Annotated in this window: 19 protein-coding genes; 9 read left to right on the top strand and 10 right to left on the bottom strand. The window is 70.5% G+C overall.

Features of this window, described 5'->3' with window-relative positions:
* The first annotated feature begins 7 nt into the window (after positions 1–7).
* Genes PQB87_RS28310 through PQB87_RS28280 form a run of 7 tightly spaced genes read left to right on the top strand, consistent with a single transcriptional unit; the run spans position 8 to position 6,903 of the window.
* Positions 8–1,231 carry a CpaE/TadZ family protein gene (locus PQB87_RS28310; RefSeq protein WP_113047815.1) on the top strand — a complete coding sequence of 408 codons (1,224 nt, stop codon included), beginning with the start codon at positions 8–10 and terminating at the stop codon, positions 1,229–1,231.
* Positions 1,228–2,652 carry a TadA family conjugal transfer-associated ATPase gene (locus PQB87_RS28305; RefSeq protein WP_489243037.1) on the top strand — a complete coding sequence of 475 codons (1,425 nt, stop codon included), beginning with the start codon at positions 1,228–1,230 and terminating at the stop codon, positions 2,650–2,652. Before PQB87_RS28310 ends, PQB87_RS28305 begins: the two co-directional genes overlap by 4 nt.
* A complete protein-coding gene (locus PQB87_RS28300; RefSeq protein ID WP_489243036.1) occupies positions 2,649–3,626 on the top strand; it encodes a type II secretion system F family protein in 978 nt (325 codons plus the stop codon). The genes PQB87_RS28305 and PQB87_RS28300 overlap by 4 nt, the downstream gene beginning before the upstream one ends.
* Positions 3,623–4,567 (top strand): type II secretion system F family protein, encoded by a 945-nt coding sequence (locus tag PQB87_RS28295; RefSeq protein ID WP_489243035.1) that lies wholly within the window; start codon positions 3,623–3,625, stop codon positions 4,565–4,567. The genes PQB87_RS28300 and PQB87_RS28295 overlap by 4 nt, the downstream gene beginning before the upstream one ends.
* Complete coding sequence (locus PQB87_RS28290) at positions 4,564–5,445, top strand: tetratricopeptide repeat protein (protein ID WP_489243034.1); 882 nt, start codon at positions 4,564–4,566, stop codon at positions 5,443–5,445. Before PQB87_RS28295 ends, PQB87_RS28290 begins: the two co-directional genes overlap by 4 nt.
* Entirely contained in the window at positions 5,442–5,870 is a 429-nt protein-coding gene (locus PQB87_RS28285; protein WP_021162502.1) for a TadE/TadG family type IV pilus assembly protein, read from the top strand. The genes PQB87_RS28290 and PQB87_RS28285 overlap by 4 nt, the downstream gene beginning before the upstream one ends.
* Positions 5,863–6,903 carry a TadG family pilus assembly protein gene (locus PQB87_RS28280; RefSeq protein ID WP_027791213.1) on the top strand — a complete coding sequence of 347 codons (1,041 nt, stop codon included), beginning with the start codon at positions 5,863–5,865 and terminating at the stop codon, positions 6,901–6,903. Before PQB87_RS28285 ends, PQB87_RS28280 begins: the two co-directional genes overlap by 8 nt.
* Here the strand turns inward: PQB87_RS28280 and PQB87_RS28275 are convergent.
* The 5 genes from PQB87_RS28275 to PQB87_RS28255 form a co-directional block, all read right to left on the bottom strand.
* Positions 6,876–8,129 carry a glycosyltransferase family 87 protein gene (locus PQB87_RS28275; protein ID WP_489243033.1) on the bottom strand — a complete coding sequence of 418 codons (1,254 nt, stop codon included), beginning with the start codon at positions 8,127–8,129 and terminating at the stop codon, positions 6,876–6,878. The two genes, PQB87_RS28280 and PQB87_RS28275, sit on opposite strands and share 28 nt — an antisense overlap.
* A 15-nt stretch (positions 8,130–8,144) precedes the next feature.
* Entirely contained in the window at positions 8,145–9,224 is a 1,080-nt protein-coding gene (locus PQB87_RS28270; RefSeq protein WP_489243032.1) for a glycosyltransferase family 2 protein, read from the bottom strand.
* Between the two features lie 289 nt (positions 9,225–9,513).
* On the bottom strand, positions 9,514–10,500 hold the full coding sequence (locus PQB87_RS28265; protein ID WP_060072326.1) for an ABC transporter substrate-binding protein: 987 nt from the start codon (positions 10,498–10,500) through the stop codon (positions 9,514–9,516).
* Between the two features lie 17 nt (positions 10,501–10,517).
* Positions 10,518–10,778 (bottom strand): hypothetical protein, encoded by a 261-nt coding sequence (locus PQB87_RS28260; protein ID WP_489243031.1) that lies wholly within the window; start codon positions 10,776–10,778, stop codon positions 10,518–10,520.
* Positions 10,775–11,665, bottom strand: coding sequence for a LysR family transcriptional regulator (locus PQB87_RS28255; RefSeq protein WP_060085037.1), 891 nt, complete (start codon positions 11,663–11,665; stop codon positions 10,775–10,777). Before PQB87_RS28255 ends, PQB87_RS28260 begins: the two co-directional genes overlap by 4 nt.
* Positions 11,666–11,765: 100 nt before the next feature.
* Here PQB87_RS28255 and PQB87_RS28250 point away from each other — a divergent pair, with 100 nt between their 5' ends.
* The gene (locus PQB87_RS28250) at positions 11,766–13,337 is read left to right on the top strand and encodes an MFS transporter (RefSeq protein WP_175863164.1); all 1,572 of its coding nucleotides are present in this window, start codon (positions 11,766–11,768) and stop codon (positions 13,335–13,337) included.
* A 61-nt stretch (positions 13,338–13,398) separates the two neighbouring features.
* Here PQB87_RS28250 and PQB87_RS28245 read toward each other — a convergent pair whose 3' ends face one another.
* The 4 genes from PQB87_RS28245 to PQB87_RS28230 form a co-directional block, all read right to left on the bottom strand.
* Positions 13,399–14,742 (bottom strand): LysR family transcriptional regulator, encoded by a 1,344-nt coding sequence (locus tag PQB87_RS28245; protein WP_489243030.1) that lies wholly within the window; start codon positions 14,740–14,742, stop codon positions 13,399–13,401.
* Positions 14,743–14,803: 61 nt separating this feature from the next.
* Positions 14,804–15,532, bottom strand: coding sequence for an aspartate/glutamate racemase family protein (locus tag PQB87_RS28240; protein WP_048025762.1), 729 nt, complete (start codon positions 15,530–15,532; stop codon positions 14,804–14,806).
* 22 nt (positions 15,533–15,554) lie between these two features.
* On the bottom strand, positions 15,555–17,105 hold the full coding sequence (locus PQB87_RS28235; RefSeq protein ID WP_489243029.1) for an NCS1 family nucleobase:cation symporter-1: 1,551 nt from the start codon (positions 17,103–17,105) through the stop codon (positions 15,555–15,557).
* Positions 17,106–17,343: 238 nt separating this feature from the next.
* Complete coding sequence (locus PQB87_RS28230) at positions 17,344–17,631, bottom strand: hypothetical protein (protein ID WP_489243028.1); 288 nt, start codon at positions 17,629–17,631, stop codon at positions 17,344–17,346.
* Positions 17,632–17,816: 185 nt separating this feature from the next.
* Here PQB87_RS28230 and PQB87_RS28225 point away from each other — a divergent pair, with 185 nt between their 5' ends.
* On the top strand, positions 17,817–18,374 hold the full coding sequence (locus PQB87_RS28225; protein ID WP_153489759.1) for a DUF3005 domain-containing protein: 558 nt from the start codon (positions 17,817–17,819) through the stop codon (positions 18,372–18,374).
* 94 nt (positions 18,375–18,468) lie between these two features.
* Here the strand turns inward: PQB87_RS28225 and PQB87_RS28220 are convergent, their stop codons facing one another.
* Positions 18,469–19,233: a DUF4397 domain-containing protein gene (locus PQB87_RS28220; protein ID WP_060065639.1), complete on the bottom strand. Its 765-nt coding sequence runs from the start codon at positions 19,231–19,233 to the stop codon at positions 18,469–18,471.
* Positions 19,234–19,524 lie beyond the last annotated feature (291 nt).

The following is a 19,524-nucleotide window of genomic DNA, read 5'->3' as shown; positions in this document are numbered from 1 at the left end:
CATCACGATGCCGCCCATGAACCTCCTCGATCGCCAGCACACCCGGCGCGCCGCGTCCGCGGGAGCGGCCGATCTCGTCGCGGTCGTCGCCGATCCGGGCAGCGAGGACGTGATACGCCGCGTCGCGCAGGAGCTGTCGATCACGCGCACCCATCTGCAGGCGGGCACCTGCGACGATGCGATCCGGCTGCTGCAGCAGTACGAGCGTTCGCCGCGCCAGCTGGTCATCGACGTGTCGGATTCGGTGCTGCCGGTGTCGGACCTGGTGCGGCTCGCCGACGTGTGCGACCCGTCGGTGCGCGTCATCGCGATCGGCACGCAGAACGACGTCGGGCTGTTTCGCAACCTGCTCGGCATCGGCGTGCAGGACTACATCGTCAAGCCGCTGACCGTCGAGTTGATGCGGCGCGCGCTGACGGCCACGGAATCGGTCGTCCAGGCGCGTACCGGCAAGGTCGTCAGCTTCGTCGGCGCCCGCGGCGGCGTCGGCGCGACCACGATCACGGTGAGCCTCGCGCGCTTCCTGGCGGGCGAGAAGCGCCGCCGCGTGGCCTATGTCGACCTGAACCTGCATGGCGGCGGCGCGAACTCGATGTTCGGGCTGTCCAGCAACAACGGGCTGATCGAACTGCTGAACATGGGCCAGCGCCCCGATGACGCGTTGTTCGAGCGCATGTTCGTCACGAAGGGCGACCGGCTGCACGTGCTGTCCGCCGAGCTGGCGTATGGCGCCGACGCCCCGGTGGGCGACGAGGCCGTCGCGCGCCTGGTCGACATGCTGAAGGACCGCTTCCACTACGTGCTGTTCGACGTCGGGAGCGGCGCCGGCAAGCTGCTCGAGGACGCGCTCGTCGCGTCCGATCTCGTCCATGTCGTGGTCGACCGCTCGGTGCATGCCGCATACGAGGCTGCGCGGCTCGTGCGTTTCGTGCGGGAACTGCCCGGCGAGCGGCTGCTGTCGATGGTGCTGAACAACCCGCTCGCGCCCGTCGCGGGCCGGGTCGAGCCGGTCGATTTCGAGGAGGCGTTCGGCGGCGCGCCGCTGCACGAACTGCCGCACGAGCCGCAGACGCTCGCCGTCGCCGAGAATCTCGGCGAGCCGATCGACGGCGCGAAGCGGCACGGCTTCGTGGATCAGATCCGGCAGCTCGCGAACGGCATCACCGGCGAGCCGATGGCCGTCGCCGAGCCGTGGTATGCGCGGCTCGTCAAGTGGAGGAAGGGATCGTGACGTTCGGTACCCGCAACCGGCCGCCGGCGAACCCCGTGCCGGCCGCGACGCCCGCCGTGGCGCACGAGCCGGCACCGGCGCCGGCGCCGGCGCCGGCGGAAGCACCTGCGCCCGCGTCGGCATCGGCCCGGGCCCCCGTGGCGGCCGATACCCACGAGGCGCTGATCCGGTCGAGCAAGTTCGACGCGATCCGCCACGCGGTGTTCACGTCGATGAACATGTCGGCGGCGCTGATGAAGACGCGCGACGAGGTGCGCGCGGGCATCGAGCAGGTGGCCGCGCACACGGTCGAGCGCGAGCGCCTGAAGATCACGGCCGGCGAGCAGGTGCTGATCGTCGATGCGATCCTGAACGACATGTTCGGCGTCGGGCCGATCGAGCCGCTGCTGGCCGACGACACGGTCACCGACATCCTCGTCAACGGGCCCGACCAGGTGTACGTCGAGCGCGCGGGCCGGCTCGAGCTCACGTCGCTGAAGTTCCGCGACGACGCGCACGTGGCGAGCGTCGCGCAGCGGATCGCGGCGGCGGTGGGGCGGCGCGTCGACGAGAGCAGCCCGATGGTCGATGCGCGGCTCGCCGACGGCAGCCGCGTGAACGTCGTGCTACCGCCGATCGCGATGCGCGGCCCGTCGATCTCGATCCGCAAGTTCGCGAAGCGCGACATCACGCTCGCGCGGATGGCGCAGCAGGGCAACATCTCGCATCCGATGCTGCAGGTGCTGAAGGTCGCGTGCGCGTGCCGGCTGAACATCGTGATCTCGGGCGGCACCGGCTCGGGCAAGACGACGCTGCTCAACGCGCTGTCGCAGCATATCGAGCAGCACGAACGGATCGTGACGATCGAGGATGCCGCCGAGCTGCAGTTGCTGCAGCCGCACGTCGTGAGCCTCGAGACCCGCCCGGAAAATACCGAGGGGCTCGGCGGGATCTCGCAGCGCGATCTCGTGCGCAACGCGCTGCGGATGCGGCCCGACCGCATCATCCTCGGCGAGATTCGCGGCCCCGAGGCGTTCGACGTGCTCCAGGCGATGAACACGGGGCACGACGGCTCGATGACGACGATTCACGCGAATTCGCCGCGCGACGCGATCAGTCGGCTCGAGAGCATGGTGATGATGGCGAACGCGAACCTGCAGCTGCTGTCGATCCGCCGCCAGATCGCGAGCGCCGTGCACCTGTTCGTGCAGATCGAGCGGATGCGCGACGGGGTGCGGCGCGTGACGCGGATCACCGAGATCGTCGGGATGGAAGGCGAGGTGGTCATCACGCAGGACCTGTTCGTGTTCCGCCAGGAAGGCGACACGACGCGCGATTCGGTGAAGGGCGTGTTCGAGGCATCGCCGTTGCGGCCGGGATTCGCGGCGCGTGCCGCGTATTACGGCGTCGAGGATGCGCTCGCCGAGGTCTTCCGGCAATGAGGGCCGCCGACCTGTTCGCGGTGGGCGGGTTCGTGACGATCCTCGCGATCGGGCTCGTGCTGTCGTCGCTGTTCGATCGCGCGAGCCATCACCCGGCGCAGCGCATCCGCGCACGGATGCGCAAGCTGTCGCCGTCGCTCGCCGGGCACGCCGGGCATGCGTCCGCCGTGCCCGGCGTCGCGCTGTTCAACCTCGAGCGCCGGCAAGGCCGCTTGCGCGCATGGCTGCAACGCCGCGTGACGCGGGTGCGCGCGGTAGGCGGCAAGGGCGGGGTGAGGATCGTCGTCGCGAGCACGATCGCCGGTGCGATCGCGGCGATCGTCGCGGTGAAGCTGATCGGGCCGCCGGACTTCCTGCGTCCGCTGATCTATGTCGGGTTGCCGCTGGTCGCGATGCGCGCCAGCTACCGCGCGCTGGTCGACCGCTTCCGGGTGCGCTTTCTCGAAGCGTTCCCGGACGCGATCGACGTGATCGTGCGGGCCGTGCGCGCGGGGATTCCGGTCACGCAGGCGATCAGCATGGTCGGCGACGGCGCGGCCGAGCCGGTGCGCGCGACGTTCCGTTCGATGGGCGACAGCCTGCGCGTCGGCGCGGATCTCAAGGACGTGCTGACGCAGGCCGCCGACCGGCTGATGATCGCGGACTTCTCGTTCTTCACCGTCTACCTGCTGCTGCAGCGCGAGACCGGCGGCAGCCTCGGCGAAACGCTCGACGAGCTGTCGAGCATTATCCGCACGCGCCGCGACATCCGCCTGAAGACCCGCGCGCTGACCGCCGAGGGGCGCATCACGACGAACATCATTTCGGCGGTGCCGTTCGTGATGATCGGCGCGCTGTTCCTCGTGAACCGCGACTACGTGATGCTGCTGTTCTCGACGCACGCGGGGCACACGATGCTGACGATCGCGGCCGGGTTGCTGACGGTCGGCCTGCTGGTGATCCGCAAGATCTCGAAACTGGATACCGCGCGATGACGATGTCGATACTGGCCGCCCGCGGCTTCGAATTGCTGCTGTTGCTCGCCTGTGTCGCGGCGGCGCTCGGCAGACCCGGCGGCGGCACCCGCCAGCGGATCGCCGCGCGTGTGCGGCAGGCTGCCGGGCAGCACTCGCCGGCACCCGTGACGGGGTGGCTGCAGCCGGGCGGCGTTCGCCAGGACCTGACGCGCCGGCTCGCGCAGCTGGGCGAACGGTTGCCGGTGCTCGACCCGATGCAGCGCGTGAAGCTCGGCCTGCAGCTGACGCGCGCGGGCTTTCGCGAGCGTCGCGCGGTGTCGTCGATGATCGGGATCAAGCTGAGCTGCGGCGTGCTGTTCGCATGCGGCGCGATCGTGTTCAGCCCGCTGATTCCGCGCTTCGGCGAATACTTCGTGATCCGGGCGCTGGCGATGGTCGCCGCGTTCGTGGTCGGCGTGATCGTGCCGGAATACGTGCTCGGCGCGATGATCCGGCGGCGGCGGCGGCTCATCGCTGCGTGCTTTCCGGACGCGCTCGACCTGCTGGTGATCTGCACGATGGCCGGCAACAGCCTCGCGTCGGGCATCCGGCGCGTCGCACACGAACTGTCGCGCATCTGCCCGCCGCTCGCCGACGAGCTGACGGTGTGCGCGGACGAGCTCACGCTGAGCGGCGACGTGTCCGCGACGCTCGCGCATTTCGCGACGCGCGTCGATTTCACGTCGGCGCGGTCGCTCGCGACGACGCTCACGCAGTCGCAGCGCTTCGGCACGCCTATCACGCAGGCGCTGCGCACCCTGTCGCGCACCGAGCGCACCGAGCAGATCGTCGCGCTCGAGGAACGGGCCGCGAAGCTGGCGCCGAAGATCACGTTGCCGATGATGCTGTTCATCCTGCCGACGGTGTGCCTGATCGCGGCGGGCCCGGCGGCGATTCGCCTGCTCGAGGTATTCAGATGACACGATCCGTCATACGCGCGTTCGCGTTCGCGGCCGTGCTGCCGGTGCTGGCCGGCGGCTGCGCGCCGGGCATCCAGACGCGGCCGGTGCTGTCGCACAAGAGCGACGACCCGCAGGCCGAGCTGCGCATCGCGGACAGCGCGCTTGCCGGCGGCAACGTCGATCTCGCATCGACGCTGTACGAGAAGGTGCTCGCGAAGCATCCCGAATCGCTCGCGGCGCGCCTGGGGCTCGGCGACGTCAACTATCGCGCGGGCGACCTGGAGCGCGCGCGGATTCTCTACGACGAGGCGCAGCGGCAGGCGCCCGCGGAGCTCGGCCCGCGGCTCGGGCTCGCGCGCGTCGCGTTGCGGCAGCGGCGTCTCGACGAAGCCGCGCAGCGCTATCGCGACCTGCTGGCCGCGCAGCCGAACCATCCGCTCGCGGCGGAAGGGCTCGGCACCGTGCTCGACCTGCAGGGGCGTCATGCGGATGCGCAGGTCGTCTATCGCGACGCGCTGCGCGCGCACCCGGACGCGCAGGGGCTGCGCGTCGACCTCGGGCTGTCGCTCGTGCTGAGCAACCGGCCGCGCGAGGGCGTGAACGTGCTGCTCGACGTCGCCGGGCTGCCGTCCGCGCCGTGGCAGGCGCGCCAGAACCTCGCGTTCGCGTACGGCGTGCTCGGCAATACCGATTCGGCGAAGAAGCTGCTGTCCGCGGATTTGCCCGCGTCGGCGGTGGCCGACAACCTGCGCTTCTACCAGGCGGTGCGCGCGCGGCTCGCGTCGCGCGGGGGCGGCGGCAGTGCAGGTGGTGCCGGTGCCGGTGCCGCGCCGCCGATGTCCGGCGCGGCGCTGGAGCCGGGCGCCGCGCCGCCGGGTGCGGGGGCCGCAAAATGACACGCGGGGCGACCGGCGCCCGCCGCGCGCGCGGCGTCGTGTCTCTCGAATTCGTGCTGATGCTGCCGTTCCTGCTGATGGTGCTGATCGGCATCATCGACACGAGCCTGATCCTGTGCGACAAGGCTGTCATCACGAACGCGAGCCGCGAGGCGGCGCGGGCCGGTGTCGTGCTGCGCGTGCCGATGCTGACCACGACGCAGATCGCGGGCATCGCGCAGAACGCGATGCAGAACAGCCTGATCACCGGCGGCACCGCGACCACCCCGGCGGTGACCGTGACGCAGGCGAACGGCACGACGTCGGGCACCGCGCTGACGGTGACCGTGACCTACACGTATACGGGGCTCGTGCTGGGTTCGGCGTTCAGCGCGCTCACCGGCCCGGTGACGGTTTCGGCGACTTCGGTGATGCTCTATGAATGACGTGCGCGCAACGCAACCCGCCGGCCCCGCGCGGCAGCGCGGTTCGGTCGCGCTGTTCTTCCTGATGTTCCTGATTCCGCTGCTGTCGTTCGGCGCACTGGCGATCGACATCGCGTGGGTGGTCACGGTGAACAACCAGTTGCAGAACGCGGCCGATGCGGCCGCGCTCGCGGGGGCCGATGCGATGATGTCGCCGAGCGGCGGCGCGGTGAACTGGTCGCAGGCCGCGCCGGCGGCGAACGGCGTGATCGCGCGGAACTCGGCGGCCGGTGCGGCGCTGTCGACCGGCACGGTGACCACCGGATACTGGAACGTGACGCGCAATCCCGCGTCGATGCAGCCGACGACCATCACGCCCGGCACCTACGACGTGCCGGCGGTGCAGGTCACCGTGTCGCGCGCGCCCGGCGTGAACGGCGGCTCGATTCCGCTGCTGCTCGGCGGGCTGCTGGGGATTCCCGGCGCCTCCGGCAGCGCGACCGCGGTGGCGGTGCTGGCGGCGCCGGGCGGGGTGGCGGCCGGCGCGTTGTTTCCGGTTGCGATCGACCAGTGCGTGTACAACCTGTACTGGAACGCCGCGACCAACCAGCCGCTGATCAATCCGCTGACCGGCCAGCCGTACGAGTTCTCGATCACGAACGGCCAGGTCTACGGCCTGCTCTGCATGGGCGGGCAGTGGACCTCGTTCCAGTCGACCGCGACCGACACGACGACGATGGGCAACCTGATGGCGACCGGCAACCCGACGGCGCTCAACATCGGCGACAGCATCAATCTCGCGACCGGCGTGAAGGCGACGCTCTATACGTCGGTGCCGGTCGGCACGACGGTGGTGCTGCCGGTCGTCACGCAGACCGCGACCAGCACCACCGTGCCGATCGTCGCGTTCGCGCCGTTCCATGTCGATGTGTCGCTCGGCGGCACGTACAAGTACATCCAGGGCCACTTCGTCGCCGGCGTGAAGATGTCGGGCTCAGGGACCGGCGTCGGGCCGTACTACGGCGTCTACGTGCCGCCGCGGCTCGCGTTGTGAGCACGCGGGCCGGCGCGGCGCAGCAGGACGAGGAGCGCGAACAGCGTCACGGCCGGGCCGATCTGCGGCCATTGCAGCCACGGGTTCAGGTATTCGACGATCGGCAGCAGCCACATGAGCGCGATCGCGGCCTGCTCGCCGCGCAGCCAGCCGTCCTGCCAGCCGGTCGCCAGCATGCACGCGATCGCGATGCCGAGCCACGCGAGCTCGTAGTGCCACACGTAAGGGTTCGCCGCGAGCGTCGCGACCGCCAGCACGGCGGCACGCATGCGGAGGTCGCGCGAACGGGTCCACACGATGCAGGCGGCTGCGATCGCCAGCGCCGCGATGCACGCCTGCGCGGCATACGCGAGCCCGGGCGTCAGGCCCGCGAGCCGGAAGGCGGCGAACGGCGCCGGCGACGCGAGCCAGAACACGACACCTTGCTCGAGGAGGAGCGACCGCGCGAGCGCGGTGCCGGCGACGAACCGATGGAGCGACTCGACGCCGCAGACGAGGACGCTCAATGCGGCGAACGCGGTGGTGGCGAGCGCGGCCCACGCGATCGTGCGCCATGCGCGCGTGGCGACCAGCACGAACGGGAACAGCAGCGCCAGTTGCGGCTTGGCCGACAGCAGGCCGATGCAGAGGCCGGCCCACATCGGCCGGCGGTCCGCCCAGCAGACGGCCAGCGCCGCGCACGACGCGGTCAGGAACGCGTTTTGCCCGAACATCCCGGTGACGAACACGCACGGGGCGGCGACCAGCGCGAACCCGCCGACGCGCGCAGCGCCAGGAATCGCGCCGAGGCCCGATACGCGCGATGCGGCGAAACCGAACACGGCGACACCGAACGCGACGAACAGCGGATAGCCGATTGCATAAGGCAGCAGCGCGAGCGGCGTCACGAGCAGCAGGTTGGTGGGCGGGTACAGCCACGCGACGAGGTCTTCGCGGCGGAACTGCGGGAACAGGTCGGCGGCCAGCCGTGTGAAGGTCGGCACATCGTACGCTTGCCATGGCGAGCCATGCAGCATCACGTACGACGCCGTCCAGAACACCGCGTAGTCGGGGCCCGGGCGCGACGGGGCGGTGGCCGGCGCATGACGGACGACGGATACCCAGATCGCGGCGAACAGCGCGTAGCACGCGAGCGCGACCACGCTGTACGCAACGACGCGCCGCGGTGTCAGCCATGCGCGGACGGGATGGCCCGCCGATCGCGTCGTGTCCCGGGGGAGATCCATGCGGCGTGTACGCGGTTACTTGACGGAGACTTTGCGCGCACCGTGGCCGGCGGCAGTCGAGGGGAGCGGCGTCCGGCGGCGGGCCGCGTGCGTGCGCTTGAGCGGGAACTGCAGCAGCTTCGACGCAGGATGCGCGGCGGCGTCCCGCTGCGCGCGGTAACGGCGCCGGACGAGATAGACGGGGCGCTGCTTCGACTCGTGATAGATGCGGCCGAGGTATTCGCCGATGACGCCGATACCGATCAGCTGGATGCCGCCGACGAACAGCATCACGGAGATGAGGGACGCGTAGCCGTGCACGGGGTTACCGAACAGCAGCGTGCGCATGACGATGAAGGCGCCGTAGATGAACGAGAGGGCGGCGAACGCGAGGCCGATGTAGGTCCATACGCGCAGCGGCACGGTGCTGAAGCTCGTGATGCCTTCGAGCGCGAAGTTCCAGCGCCGCCATCCGGAGAATTTCGAGCGGCCGCCGCTGCGTGGTGCACGCGTGTATTCGATGATCTCGGTGCGATAGCCGACCCATGCGAACAGGCCTTTCATGAAACGCCGCCGCTCGGGCAGCGCGCGCAGCGCGTCGACGACCTGGCGGTCCATCAGCCGGAAATCGCCGACGTTCTCGGGCATCCCGACTTCGGAGAGGCGGTTGTGGACGCGGTAGTAGAGCGCGGCGGCCACGCGCTGCATCAGTGGGTCGCACATGCGGTCGGTGCGCTTCGCGGCGACGACCTCGGCGCCGGCGAGCCAGCGTTCGACCATCGCGGGGATCAGAGCGGGCGGGTCCTGCAGGTCGGCATCGATCAGGATCACGGCGGTGCCGGCGGCTTCGTCGATGCCGGCGGTGAGCGCGGCCTCCTTGCCGAAGCGCCGTGTGAGATCGACGATGCGCACGCGCGGGTCGCCGGCCGCGACGTCGATCAGCCTGTCCAGCGTGTCGTCGCGGCTGCCGTCGTTGATGCAGACGATCTCGAAACGGATCGTATCGACCGATTCGAGGATGGGCAGCGTTGCCGCAAAGAATGCGTCGATTGTTTCCGCCTCGTCGTGGAACGGTACGACGAGCGATACCAGCGGCCTTCTGGCGTGCGCGGACATACGTCCCCCGAGAGATCCGGCTCGTGCTGCGCCGTATGGATCAGGTCGTCGTCCGCTGCAGGCCGGACGACAGGCGTTCTGATCATTGTAGGCAGGAATCGGGGATTCGTAACACGAATTGATGGGGGCGCGGTGGGGGGCTCGGGAACCGCTACCGCCGCGGATGCAACGGTCAGCATGTCGATTCGATAACGACGATGACGGGCATGCAAGTCCGGGATCTGACAGGCGCGCCGCTCGACATGCCGCGGCCGCGCTGAACGCTGAACGCCGCCACGCGCGTCACCGTTCAGGCGGACACGTTGCGGATCGCGATCGAGGCGACGTCGACGCGCCGCGGCAGGATCGCGTCGGCCGCCGCGCGGTCGGCGACACGCTGCAGCACGTCGATGTCGGCACCGCTGAGGCTGCGCTGTGCGAGCGCGGCCCGGCGCGCGATGTCGGTGGCTGCGTCGGGCGGCAGGCGCGTGAGCGACGCATAGACGGTCGCGTAGTCGGCGGGATGCGCGAGCGCCCACTGGCCCGCGCGGGCGAGCCGCGCCAGCACGTCCGCGAGCGCCGCGCGCTTCGCGCGATCGTCGAGCGTTTCGACCGGCGACGTGAGGAACGCCAACCCGGAATTGATGCCGCTGCCGTCACGGACGACGCGCGCGCCGCGTCGTACCGCATGCCCGTAGTACGGGTCGAACGTCGCCCAGATGCCGATCCGCTTCGCCTCGAACGCGGCGAACGCGTCGACGGGCAGCACGAAGCGCACGTCGACGTCACGCGGCGCGAGGCCGTGTTCGCGCAGCGCGCCGTACAGCTGGTACTGCGAAATGCTGCCGCGCGCGGACGACACCACGACGGTCTGTCCTTTCAGGTCGGCGACGGTGCGGACCGGCGAATCGGGCTGGACGACGATGCCGAGCGATGTCGCCGAGCCGACGCGCGTCGCGACGATCCGCAACGACGGATCGCCGAGCGCGGCCGTCAGCACGGGCAGGTCGCCGGCCGGCGCGAGATCGATCGCCCCCGCGCGCTGCGCCTCGAACAGCGGCGCGGCACCCTGGAAGTTGGCCCAGCGGAACCGGTAAGGCGTGCCGTCGAGCACGCGCGCGGCTTCGGCGAGCGCGCGCAGGCCGCCGGCCTGGTCGCCGAGCACGAGCGTGACGCCCGACGGGTCGGCACCCGCCGCATGGGCGGGCAGTGCGACGCCGCCGGCGAGCGGCGCGGCGGCGAGGGCGACAAGACGCTGCAGCACGCGGCGGCGCGGCGGGGCGGAGGTTGGGTTCATCGGCGGAGTGTCCTCGGTTACCCGCGCGCAGGCGGCGCGGTTGCCGGGCAGGTTACGGAATCGGTTTCCAGCCGACAAACATCGAATCGTGCAATGCATATTCGCGCCGCGGCGGCCGGCCTGGCCGCCGTTGCCGCTATCGCCGCCATCGCCGCCATCGCCGTCGCCGCCATCGCCGCCACTGCCGCCACTGCCGCCACTGCCGCCACTGCCGCCACCGCCGCCACCGCCGCCACCGCCGCCACCGCCACCGCCATCGCCGCACGCGGGCGTTTCATCCAGCGTCTTGCGCGGCCGACGGAACCGTCCGCAGGAACGCGCGCACCGCCGGCGCCTTTTCGAAGCGCCGGTGCGCGAGCGCGAGTTCCGACGTGATCGGCTTGCCGGCGATCGGCCGGTACACGACACCCGGCAGCGACACGCAGCCGGCGAGCGCATCGGGAATCACCGCGACCCAGCCGTTCACGGACACGCATGCGAGCACCGCGAGCAAGCCGCCCGGGCGGGCGGCGACCAGCGGCGCGAAGCGGCCGCGGCGCGCGACTTCGAGCGTGCCGCGCTCCTGTTCGGGCACCGCGAAGCGCGCGTCGGCGAGGTCGGCCGCGCGAACGGCGGCCATCGACGCGTAGCGCGACCCGGCCGGCACGGCCGCGACGAACACGTCGCGCTGCAGCGTGACGATCCGCAGGCCGCCGGGCAGCGGCAGCGGCGGGCGGACGTACGCGAGGTCGAGGCGGCCGGTGTCGAGCTGGTTCGCGACGTCGTCCATCGGCACTTCGCGCAGGTTCAGCTCGATGCGCGGGTGCGCGTCGCGAAACGCGCCGACCGTGCGCTGCAGCGTGCCTGAATAGACGGCCGACGACACGTAGCCGATCTCGATCCGGCCGAGCTCGCCGCGCTCGGCCAGCGCCGCGAGTTCGCGGCCGCGCTGCAGGTGTTCGACCGCGGCGCGCGCTTCGGCGAGATAGGCCTCGCCGGCCGCGCTCAGCGTGACCGCGCGGCGCGACCGGTGAAAGAGGCGCACGCCGAGCACGCGTTCGGCCTCCTGGATCTGCCGCGTGAGCGCGGGCGGCGCCATGTCGAGCGCCTCGGCCGCGCGGGCGAAGTGCAGGTGCTGCGCGACGCTCAGGAACGCGCGCACGTGACGGAATTCGAGCCGATCCATGATTGCAGTTTTCGTCAATAAAAAAGCGTCTGAGTGTCAATGACGGGCAATACCGGGCAAGCCTAGCATACGGTTCGTTCAACCTGTTCCGGAGTGTCCGATGTCCCAGTCTTCACCGGCGTCGCGCGCGGGCGCGGCGGCCGCCCCGCGCACGGGCGGCCGCATGCCCGCCGCCGCGACGCTCGCCGTCGCGTCCGCGACCTGCTCGCTGATCGTGCTCGACACGAACGTCGTCGCCGTGTCGCTGCCGAGCATCGCGCGCAGTTTCCACGCGAGCTTTGCCGATATCGAATGGGTCGTGAGCGCGTACATGACCGCGTTCGCCGCCTGCCTGCTGCCGGCCGGCGGGCTCGCCGACCGCTTCGGGCGCAAGCGGATGCTCGGCGCGGGGCTCGCGCTGTTCTTTCTCGCTTCGCTCGGCTGCGGCGTCGCGCCGTCGGCCGGCTGGCTGATCGCCGCGCGCGCGGTGAAGGGCGGCGGCGCCGCGCTGTTGCTGACGGCCGCGCTCGCCGTGATCGCGAACCGCTTTCCGGAGGGGCGCGAACGGGCGCGCGCGTGGGCGATCTGGGGCATGTGCATGGGGATCGCGACGGCCGTCGCGCCGCTCGTCGGCGGCGCGATCACGCAATGGATCGGGTGGCGCTGGGTGTTCCTGCTGAACCTGCCCGTCTGCATGCTGCTCGCGGCCGGCGCGCGCGTCGCGATCGACGAGTCGCGCGATCCGCACGCGAAGCGCGTGGATGCGGCCGGCAGCCTGTTGTTCGGCGCGGCGCTCGCGTGCGCGATCGCGGCCCTGATCGGCGCACCGTCGCACGGCTGGCTGTCGGCCGCGACGCTCGGCCGGCTCGCGCTCGCCGCCGCGCTGTTCGCGGCGTTCGTCGGCGCGGAGCGCTGGCAGGCGCGGCCGATGATCGATCTCGCGCTGTTCCGCCAGCCGCGCTTCGTCGGCGCCGTGCTCGCGATGTTCGGTTATGCGGCGTGCGCGCAGGTGATGATGACGTTCCTGCCGCTGTACCTGCAGAACGCGTTCGGGATGTCGGCGATCGACGCGGGGCTCGGGATGCTGCCGTTCGCGTTCGCGATGATCGCCGGGCCGTCGCTCGGCGCGGCGCTGGCCGCGCGCGTGTCGTCCGGCGGCGTGCTGGCGGGCGGGCTCGCGCTGATCGGCGCGGGCAACCTCGCGACCGCGGCGCTGACGGCCGCTGGCGACTACCGGCTCGTCGCGATCGGCATGTTCGTGACGGGCTGCGGCGCGGGCATCATGAACGGCGACACGCAGAAGGCGATCATGGCGTGCGTGCCGTCGAACCGCACCGGCATGGCGTCGGGCATCAGCACGACGACGCGCTTCTCGGCGATCGTGACGGCCGTCGGCGTGCTCGGCGCGGTGCTGGCCGCGAGCACGCAGGCGCGGCTCGACCGGCTGCTGTCCGCCGCGCCCGGCCTGCGCGCGTTCGCCGATGCGCCGTTCATGTCGAGCCTGCTGGCCGGCGACCTGGCGCGGGCGCTCGAGCGTGTGCCGCCGTCGGCTGCTGGCGCGCTCGCGAAGGCGGCGCCCGTCGCGTTCGCGAGCGGGTTTGCCGACGCGCTGACGGTGAGCGGCGTGCTCGCGCTCGTCGTGGCCGTCGTTGCATGCAAGCTGCTTGCGCAACCGATGCGCGATGGTGCGTGACGGTGCGTGAAGGTGTGTGACGTATGGAGCGGCGCGTTGTCGCGCCTGTCGGTCGCGCCGGTCAATGCGACTTCGTCGCGTGACGGTGGATGCGTGCCGCATGGGCGACGCGCGGCGGGTGCGATGCACGGCAATGCGTCGCCTGCCTGCGGCGCGTGCGTCGAACCGGGTCGGGCGCAGCGGCCGTAGCGGGTGCATCGGCCGTAGCGGGTGTATCGGCTGTATCGGCTGTATCGGATGTATCGGGTGTATCGGGTGTATCGGACATATCGGACATATCGGACATATCGGACATATCGGACATATCGGACATATCGGACATATCGGACATATCGGACATATCGGACATATCGGCCGCGGCCGGCACGCTGTTCCCTACGTCCGCAACTGCGCCGGCGGGAACCGCGGCAACCGCCGGCAGCATCGCCTCGGCGTCGAGCCACGCCCGTGTCGCTTCCGCGATCAGCCCGCGCAGCCAGCGCACGCCGTCCACGCACGCGCCCGATTCGTTCCACGTCATCCGGTACACGATGTCCGGCGGCTCCGCCGGCAGCGCGACGGCGGCGAGCGGCAGCAGCTTCGCGTAATGCCGCGCGAGCCGGTACGTGGTGGTCAGGAGCATGTCGGTGCGCACGAGCGCATGCGCGGCAAGTTCGAAGTGGGGCAGCGTGACGACGATCCGCCGCTGCAGGCCCACGCGTTCGAGCTGCCGGTCGATCGCGCCGGACGCCTCGAGCCACGACGGTGTCGGGCACAGCTGCGGCGCGTCGGCAAAATCGGCGGCCGTCATCGCGCCGTGCCGCGCGAGCGGATGCGTCGCGCGCATCAGGCATACGACGCGATCGTCGAACAGGTCGTCCTGCCGGAACCGTGACGAGCGCGCCGGGCGATTGTCGATCACGACGTCGAGTTCGCCGTCGGCCAGCGCGCGCTCGTCGTCGAAGCCGTCGCCGAGCGGATGGAACACGAGTTGCGCGTTCGGCGCGCGTTCGCGGAACAGCGCGACGAGCTTCGGCACGAACAGCACGTTCAGGTAGTCGGGGCAGCCGATCCGGTAGGTGCGCACCGACGTGCGCGCGTCGAACGTCGGCTGCTGGATGCGGATGAAGTCGATCACGCGCAGCGCGTTGCGCAGCGGTTCGATCAGCCGCGCGCCGAACTCGGTCGGCACCATCCCGTAGCGGCTGCGCACCAGCAACGGATCGCCGAGCAGCGTGCGCAGGCGCTTGAGCGCGGCGCTCGTCGCCGGCTGCGACATGTTCAGCCGCACGGCCGCGCGCGACACGGTGCGCTCGGTGAGCAGCACGAGCAGGATGCGCATCAGCCGCGCATCGAGCACGTCGAGCGCGCCCGCGGCGTCGGATGCGCGGCGGGGCAGTGCGTCCGGTTCTAGCGTGTCCCGCATGCCGATACGCCTCCCGGCGGCACGATGCCCGAGCGCGACGCTGCAGCCGGCCGGCGGCGCATCATTTCGCGAAGGTGCCCGGCCAGCCGACGATCCGCTTCGGGCGCGGCGGTGCGTACGTGCGGACCTTCGACGTCTTCAGCTTCAGGCGCACCAGCGACTCGGCGAGCGCGACCGCGGCCGATACGCCGTCGACGACCGGCACGCCCGTGCATTCCTCGATCTGCCGGTCGAGGCCGGCCATTCCGCCGCAACCGAGGCAGATCACTTCCGCGTGATCGTCCTTCACCGCGCGCTGCGCCTGGCCGACGATCGACTCGATCGCGCGCGCCGGGTTCTCCTCGAGTTCGAGCACCGCGAGGCCGCTTGCACGCACCGACGCGCAGCGCGCGTCGAGCCCTGCGAGCTTCAGGCGATCCTCGATCAGCGGCACCGTGCGGTCGAGCGTCGTGACGACCGAGTAGCGATGGCCGAGCAGCATCGCGACGCTCGCGGCCGCTTCGGTGATGTCGACGACGGGCACCGTCAGCAGTTCCTGCAGGCCTTCGCGGCCGTGTTCGCCGTAGCCGGCCTGGATCACCGCGTCATACGGCTCGTCATAGCTCAGCACGCGATCCATCACGGCGATCGCCGCGAGGTAGCTCTCGAAGTTGCCTTCGACCGACTCCGCGCCGAAGCGCGGCGTCAGCCCGACGATCTCCGTGCCCGGCGACGCGGCGGCCTGCGCCTGCGCGGCGATCGCGTCGGTGATCGACTCGGTCGTGTTGACGTTGACTACCAGGATCCTCATTGCTGACTCCGTATGCGTGTGTTCAGTGTTGCGCGCAGGCGACCGCGATGGGTTCGCCCGAGCGCTCCTCGTATTGCCGTTTGCGATCGGCCAGCAGCCAGTACACGCTGCCCGCGATGGCCGCGCCGAGCAGCCACGAGAACGGCGTCATTGCGCTGAAGGCCGGCACGACGGCGAGCGTGATCGAGATCAGCGCGGACGGCAGGAGCGCCGCAAGGGCCTTGCGGTTCACGCCGCGCGTGTAGAAGTAGGCGCCGGTCGGCGCTTCGGTATAGAGGTCGGGCACGTTCACGCGCTGCTTGCGCACGAGCCAGTAGTCGACCGTGATGATCCCGTACAGCGGGCCGAGCAGCGCGCCGAGGCCGGACAGGAAATAGACGATCACGATCGGGCTGTTGTACAGGTTCCACGGCAGGATCAGCACGGCGACCGTCGCGCTGATCAGGCCCGCGCGGCGGAACGACAGACGGTGCGGCGCGAGGCTCGTCAGCACGAAGGCCGGCGCGACGAAGTTCGCCATGATGTTCACGGCGACCGTGACGATCAGGAACGCGAGGCAGCCGAGCACGAGGAACAGCTTGTTCGGCACCGTCGCGATGATTTCCGTCGGGCTGTGGATGATGTGGCCGTTCAGCTTGAACTGCGCGCCCGCGAGCACGAAGCTGATCGTCGCGAACACGAGGATGTTGACCGGCAGGCCCCAGAAGTTGCCGAGCCGCACCGTCTTCGCGCTCGGCGACGAGCGCGCGAAATCGCAGAAGTTGAGCACCAGCGTGCCGTAGATCGCGAGCCACAGCGAGCCGCCCGCGAAGATCTCCGTCCACATCTTCAGGCCGGTCAGCGGCTTGCCGATCGACATCGCGAGATGGCCGCCCGTGCGGCTGAACATCCACGCGGCGAGCGACAGCGTCGTGACGAGGATCACCGGGCCGGCGAGCCCCTCGTACTTGCGGACCATTTCCATCCCGTACGTGAGGATGCCGATCTGCACGAGCCAGATCGCGACGAACGTGACCCAGCCGAGCGTCGACAGCCCGAAGATCGCGTCCTGGTCGAACGCGGCGAGGCCCGGCCAGATCGCGGTGAGCAGCACGCGCAGCACGACGGACGCGAGATAGGTCTGGATGCCGAACCATGCGATCGCGATCACCGCGCGGATCATCGCGGGCAGCAGCGCGCCGTAGATGCCGAAGCTCATCCGGCTGATCACCGGAAACGGCACGCCGGTCTTCTGGCCCATGTAGCCGGTGAGGTTCATGAAGCAGTAGACGAGCACCGCGCCGATCGCGAGCGACGCGAGCATCTGCCAGCCCGACAGGCCGAGCGCGAACAGCCCGATTGCGAACGAGTAGTTCGCGATGTTGTGCACGTCGTTGGTCCACAGCGCAAAGATGCTGTAGCGGCCCCACGTCCGCCCCTCGGCCTTGGTGGGCGCGAGGTCGGGGTTGTGCAGCCGCGGGCTCAGCGCGGGGTCGCGCGCGGCCGAATCGGTTCGATGCGATGCGTCGACCGCGCCGGGCACGATGCCCGGGCGGTGGGTGGCTTCCAGTTGCACGCCGTTGTCTCCTTCCATGTGCGGGGCGCGAAACCGGCAGCGCGTATACGCTGCGACGGCCCGGCCGCCGTGGACGTTATGTCTCGGATTTGTTCGCGAGTATGGGTGGCCGGCACGGTGATGGGAAATTAAATATTCGGCTGGGCGCCATTTGAAAAATGAATGCGAGGGATCGATGGCGAGGCACGGGGATTGCGCGCCGAAGGGTTCCATCCACCGACATCAGCGGAGGTGTCATGCAGCGATATTCCCTTCGTCACGTATCGCGAGCCGTCTTCGCCGGCATCCTGATCGCCGGCCTGGCGGCGGGTGCGGGTTGCCAGAAAAAGAGCGACACCGGTACCGGTGCGAGTTCGGACACCAGCGCCACGGGCGGCATGTCGCCGGCGCCGTCCACCGCGCCGCCGTCCGCCGCGCCGTCGGGCACGCCGGGCAGCGGTGCGGCCGACAGCGGGACCACGGGCGGCGCGGCAAGCATGCCGGGCGCGGCTTCCGCGCCGGCGGGCGCAAGCGGCGGCTGACCGGCATCAGGCGGGCGGCGCACGTGCACGCGGCGTGCGCCGGTTCGTCGCCCGTGCGCTGTCGTGCGGCATGCCCATGCGGCACGGGCGCCGCAGGCCGCGCGTGCGTGCCGTCCCTGCGCGTGAAAGATTTGCAAGGACCGTTGTAGCGATTCCCGGACCGGCGCCGGCATCACGCCGGCGCACGCCGTCCGGAACAGGAGGTGCGATGCAGAACGCGGAATCGAATCCAACCCCGCAACAGCAGCAGGAACAGATCGCGAAGAGTCCGGTGAAGACCCCGGCAGCCGGCGACATGCCCGACGCGGCGACCCAGGCCGCCGAGGTCGCCGAGGCGGTGAAGCGGCCGCTGACGCCGGAGGCGGTCGCGGCGAAAACGCCGACCGGTCTGCCGCCCATCGACGTCGGCGCGCATGCGGTCGACAGCGGCGATCCCGTGCGTCGCGCGGCCGGCCGGATCGTCACGCTCGACAACGCGAACATGGCGATGACCGACAACACGGTCGACGTCGACGGCAAGGGCATGGAGGCGCGCACCGGCGCGTCGGAGCTGCAGGACAACGTGATCTACTCGAACGCGTCGCTCGACGATGCGGTCGATACGCCCGACGAGGGGCTCGGCGGGATCGAGAGCCGGCCGGGCGGCAACATGCCGCAGATCGCGACGCGGCCGGGCTGGCGCGTGCGGCATGTCGGCGATGTCGACGTCGAGCACGGCGACGGTACGCGCGCCGAGCACGTGATCTGCCTCGAGCGGATCGACTGATACCGCCGCTGATACCGCCGGATACCGGTACCCGGCGTGGGGCGGCCGGTGCACGCGCACCGGCCGCCACGATCGCCGCCGCCGTGTTCGGCCGTTACTGCGGCCCGAGTTCCTGCGCGGACGTATCGGCGTCGTTGCCTTGCGCAACCAGCACGTGGATATCGTTCGGCGTCACGTCGCCGACTCCGCCTGACGGAATCGTCAGCAGCAGCCAGTCGGCGTTGTTGTTGATGGTGACCGGCGCGGTCTTGAGGATCGGCGTCTTGCTGCCGGCCGTCGTGACGATCACCTGGTAGCTGCCGCCGTTCAGGTAGATCGAATCCTGCGTCGTGGCCGGCACCGCGTTCTGGTAGGCCGCGCCCGCGAGCGTCGGGCTTTGCGTCGTGATGTCGGTGCCGGGCGGGACGACGTACATGTCGATGTTCTGCGCGTTCGGCGACGCATTGAAGCTGCGCACGCGCGCCTTGTCCGACAGCAGGCCCTTGTCGTACGGATCGTCGATCACGGAGATCAGCGACGTCGTGCTCGGCAGCGCGATCGTCGTGTAGTGATGGCCGTTCGCCGCGCTGAACGATTGCGACGCGATGGTCGAGGTCGTGCCCGAGATGTCGTAGCTCGCGGTCTGCGTGCCCGAGTCGACGTCGTGATAGCGCGTCACGCCCTTGTACGCGACACCCGACTGGTCGACCTTGGCGTTCAGGTAGTAGTCGAGGTTCGGGCCGGCCGGCACCGCGTTGATGAAGCGCGCCTGCGGCTTCGAGATGCCGAGCTCGGTGCCGACGTCGTTGCCGTCGCCGCCACATGCCGCGAGCACGGAAACGATGGAGCACAGGGCCGCTATCGTTCGTATTGATTTCATGTTGTCCTCTCGTTCAGGGGAACCTGTTTGCGATGCGGGATCGCCCCGCGAAGGTCGCGTGGCGAGCAACGCCGGTTGCGGGAAGGATGTTGTCCGCCGGATCGGCGGGCGCGTGGATGGCGCAAGCGATGTGCCTGTCTGACGACGGGGCGCCGGGCGGCCGGGTGCGGGGCGGGGCCGGTCAGGTGTGAGAGAGAGGGCACGCGCGGGTTGTAAAAAGGGCGGTGTCGCAGGGGCCGGGCGCGGGGACGCGTCGGCGCCGACCCGGCCGCCAGAGCTCGCCCCGGCCGT

The sequence above is a fragment of the Burkholderia sp. KL41 genome, assembly GCF_057005415.2.
Note: the sequence above shows the minus strand (reverse complement) of the source record. Positions and strands in the feature narration are given on the sequence as shown.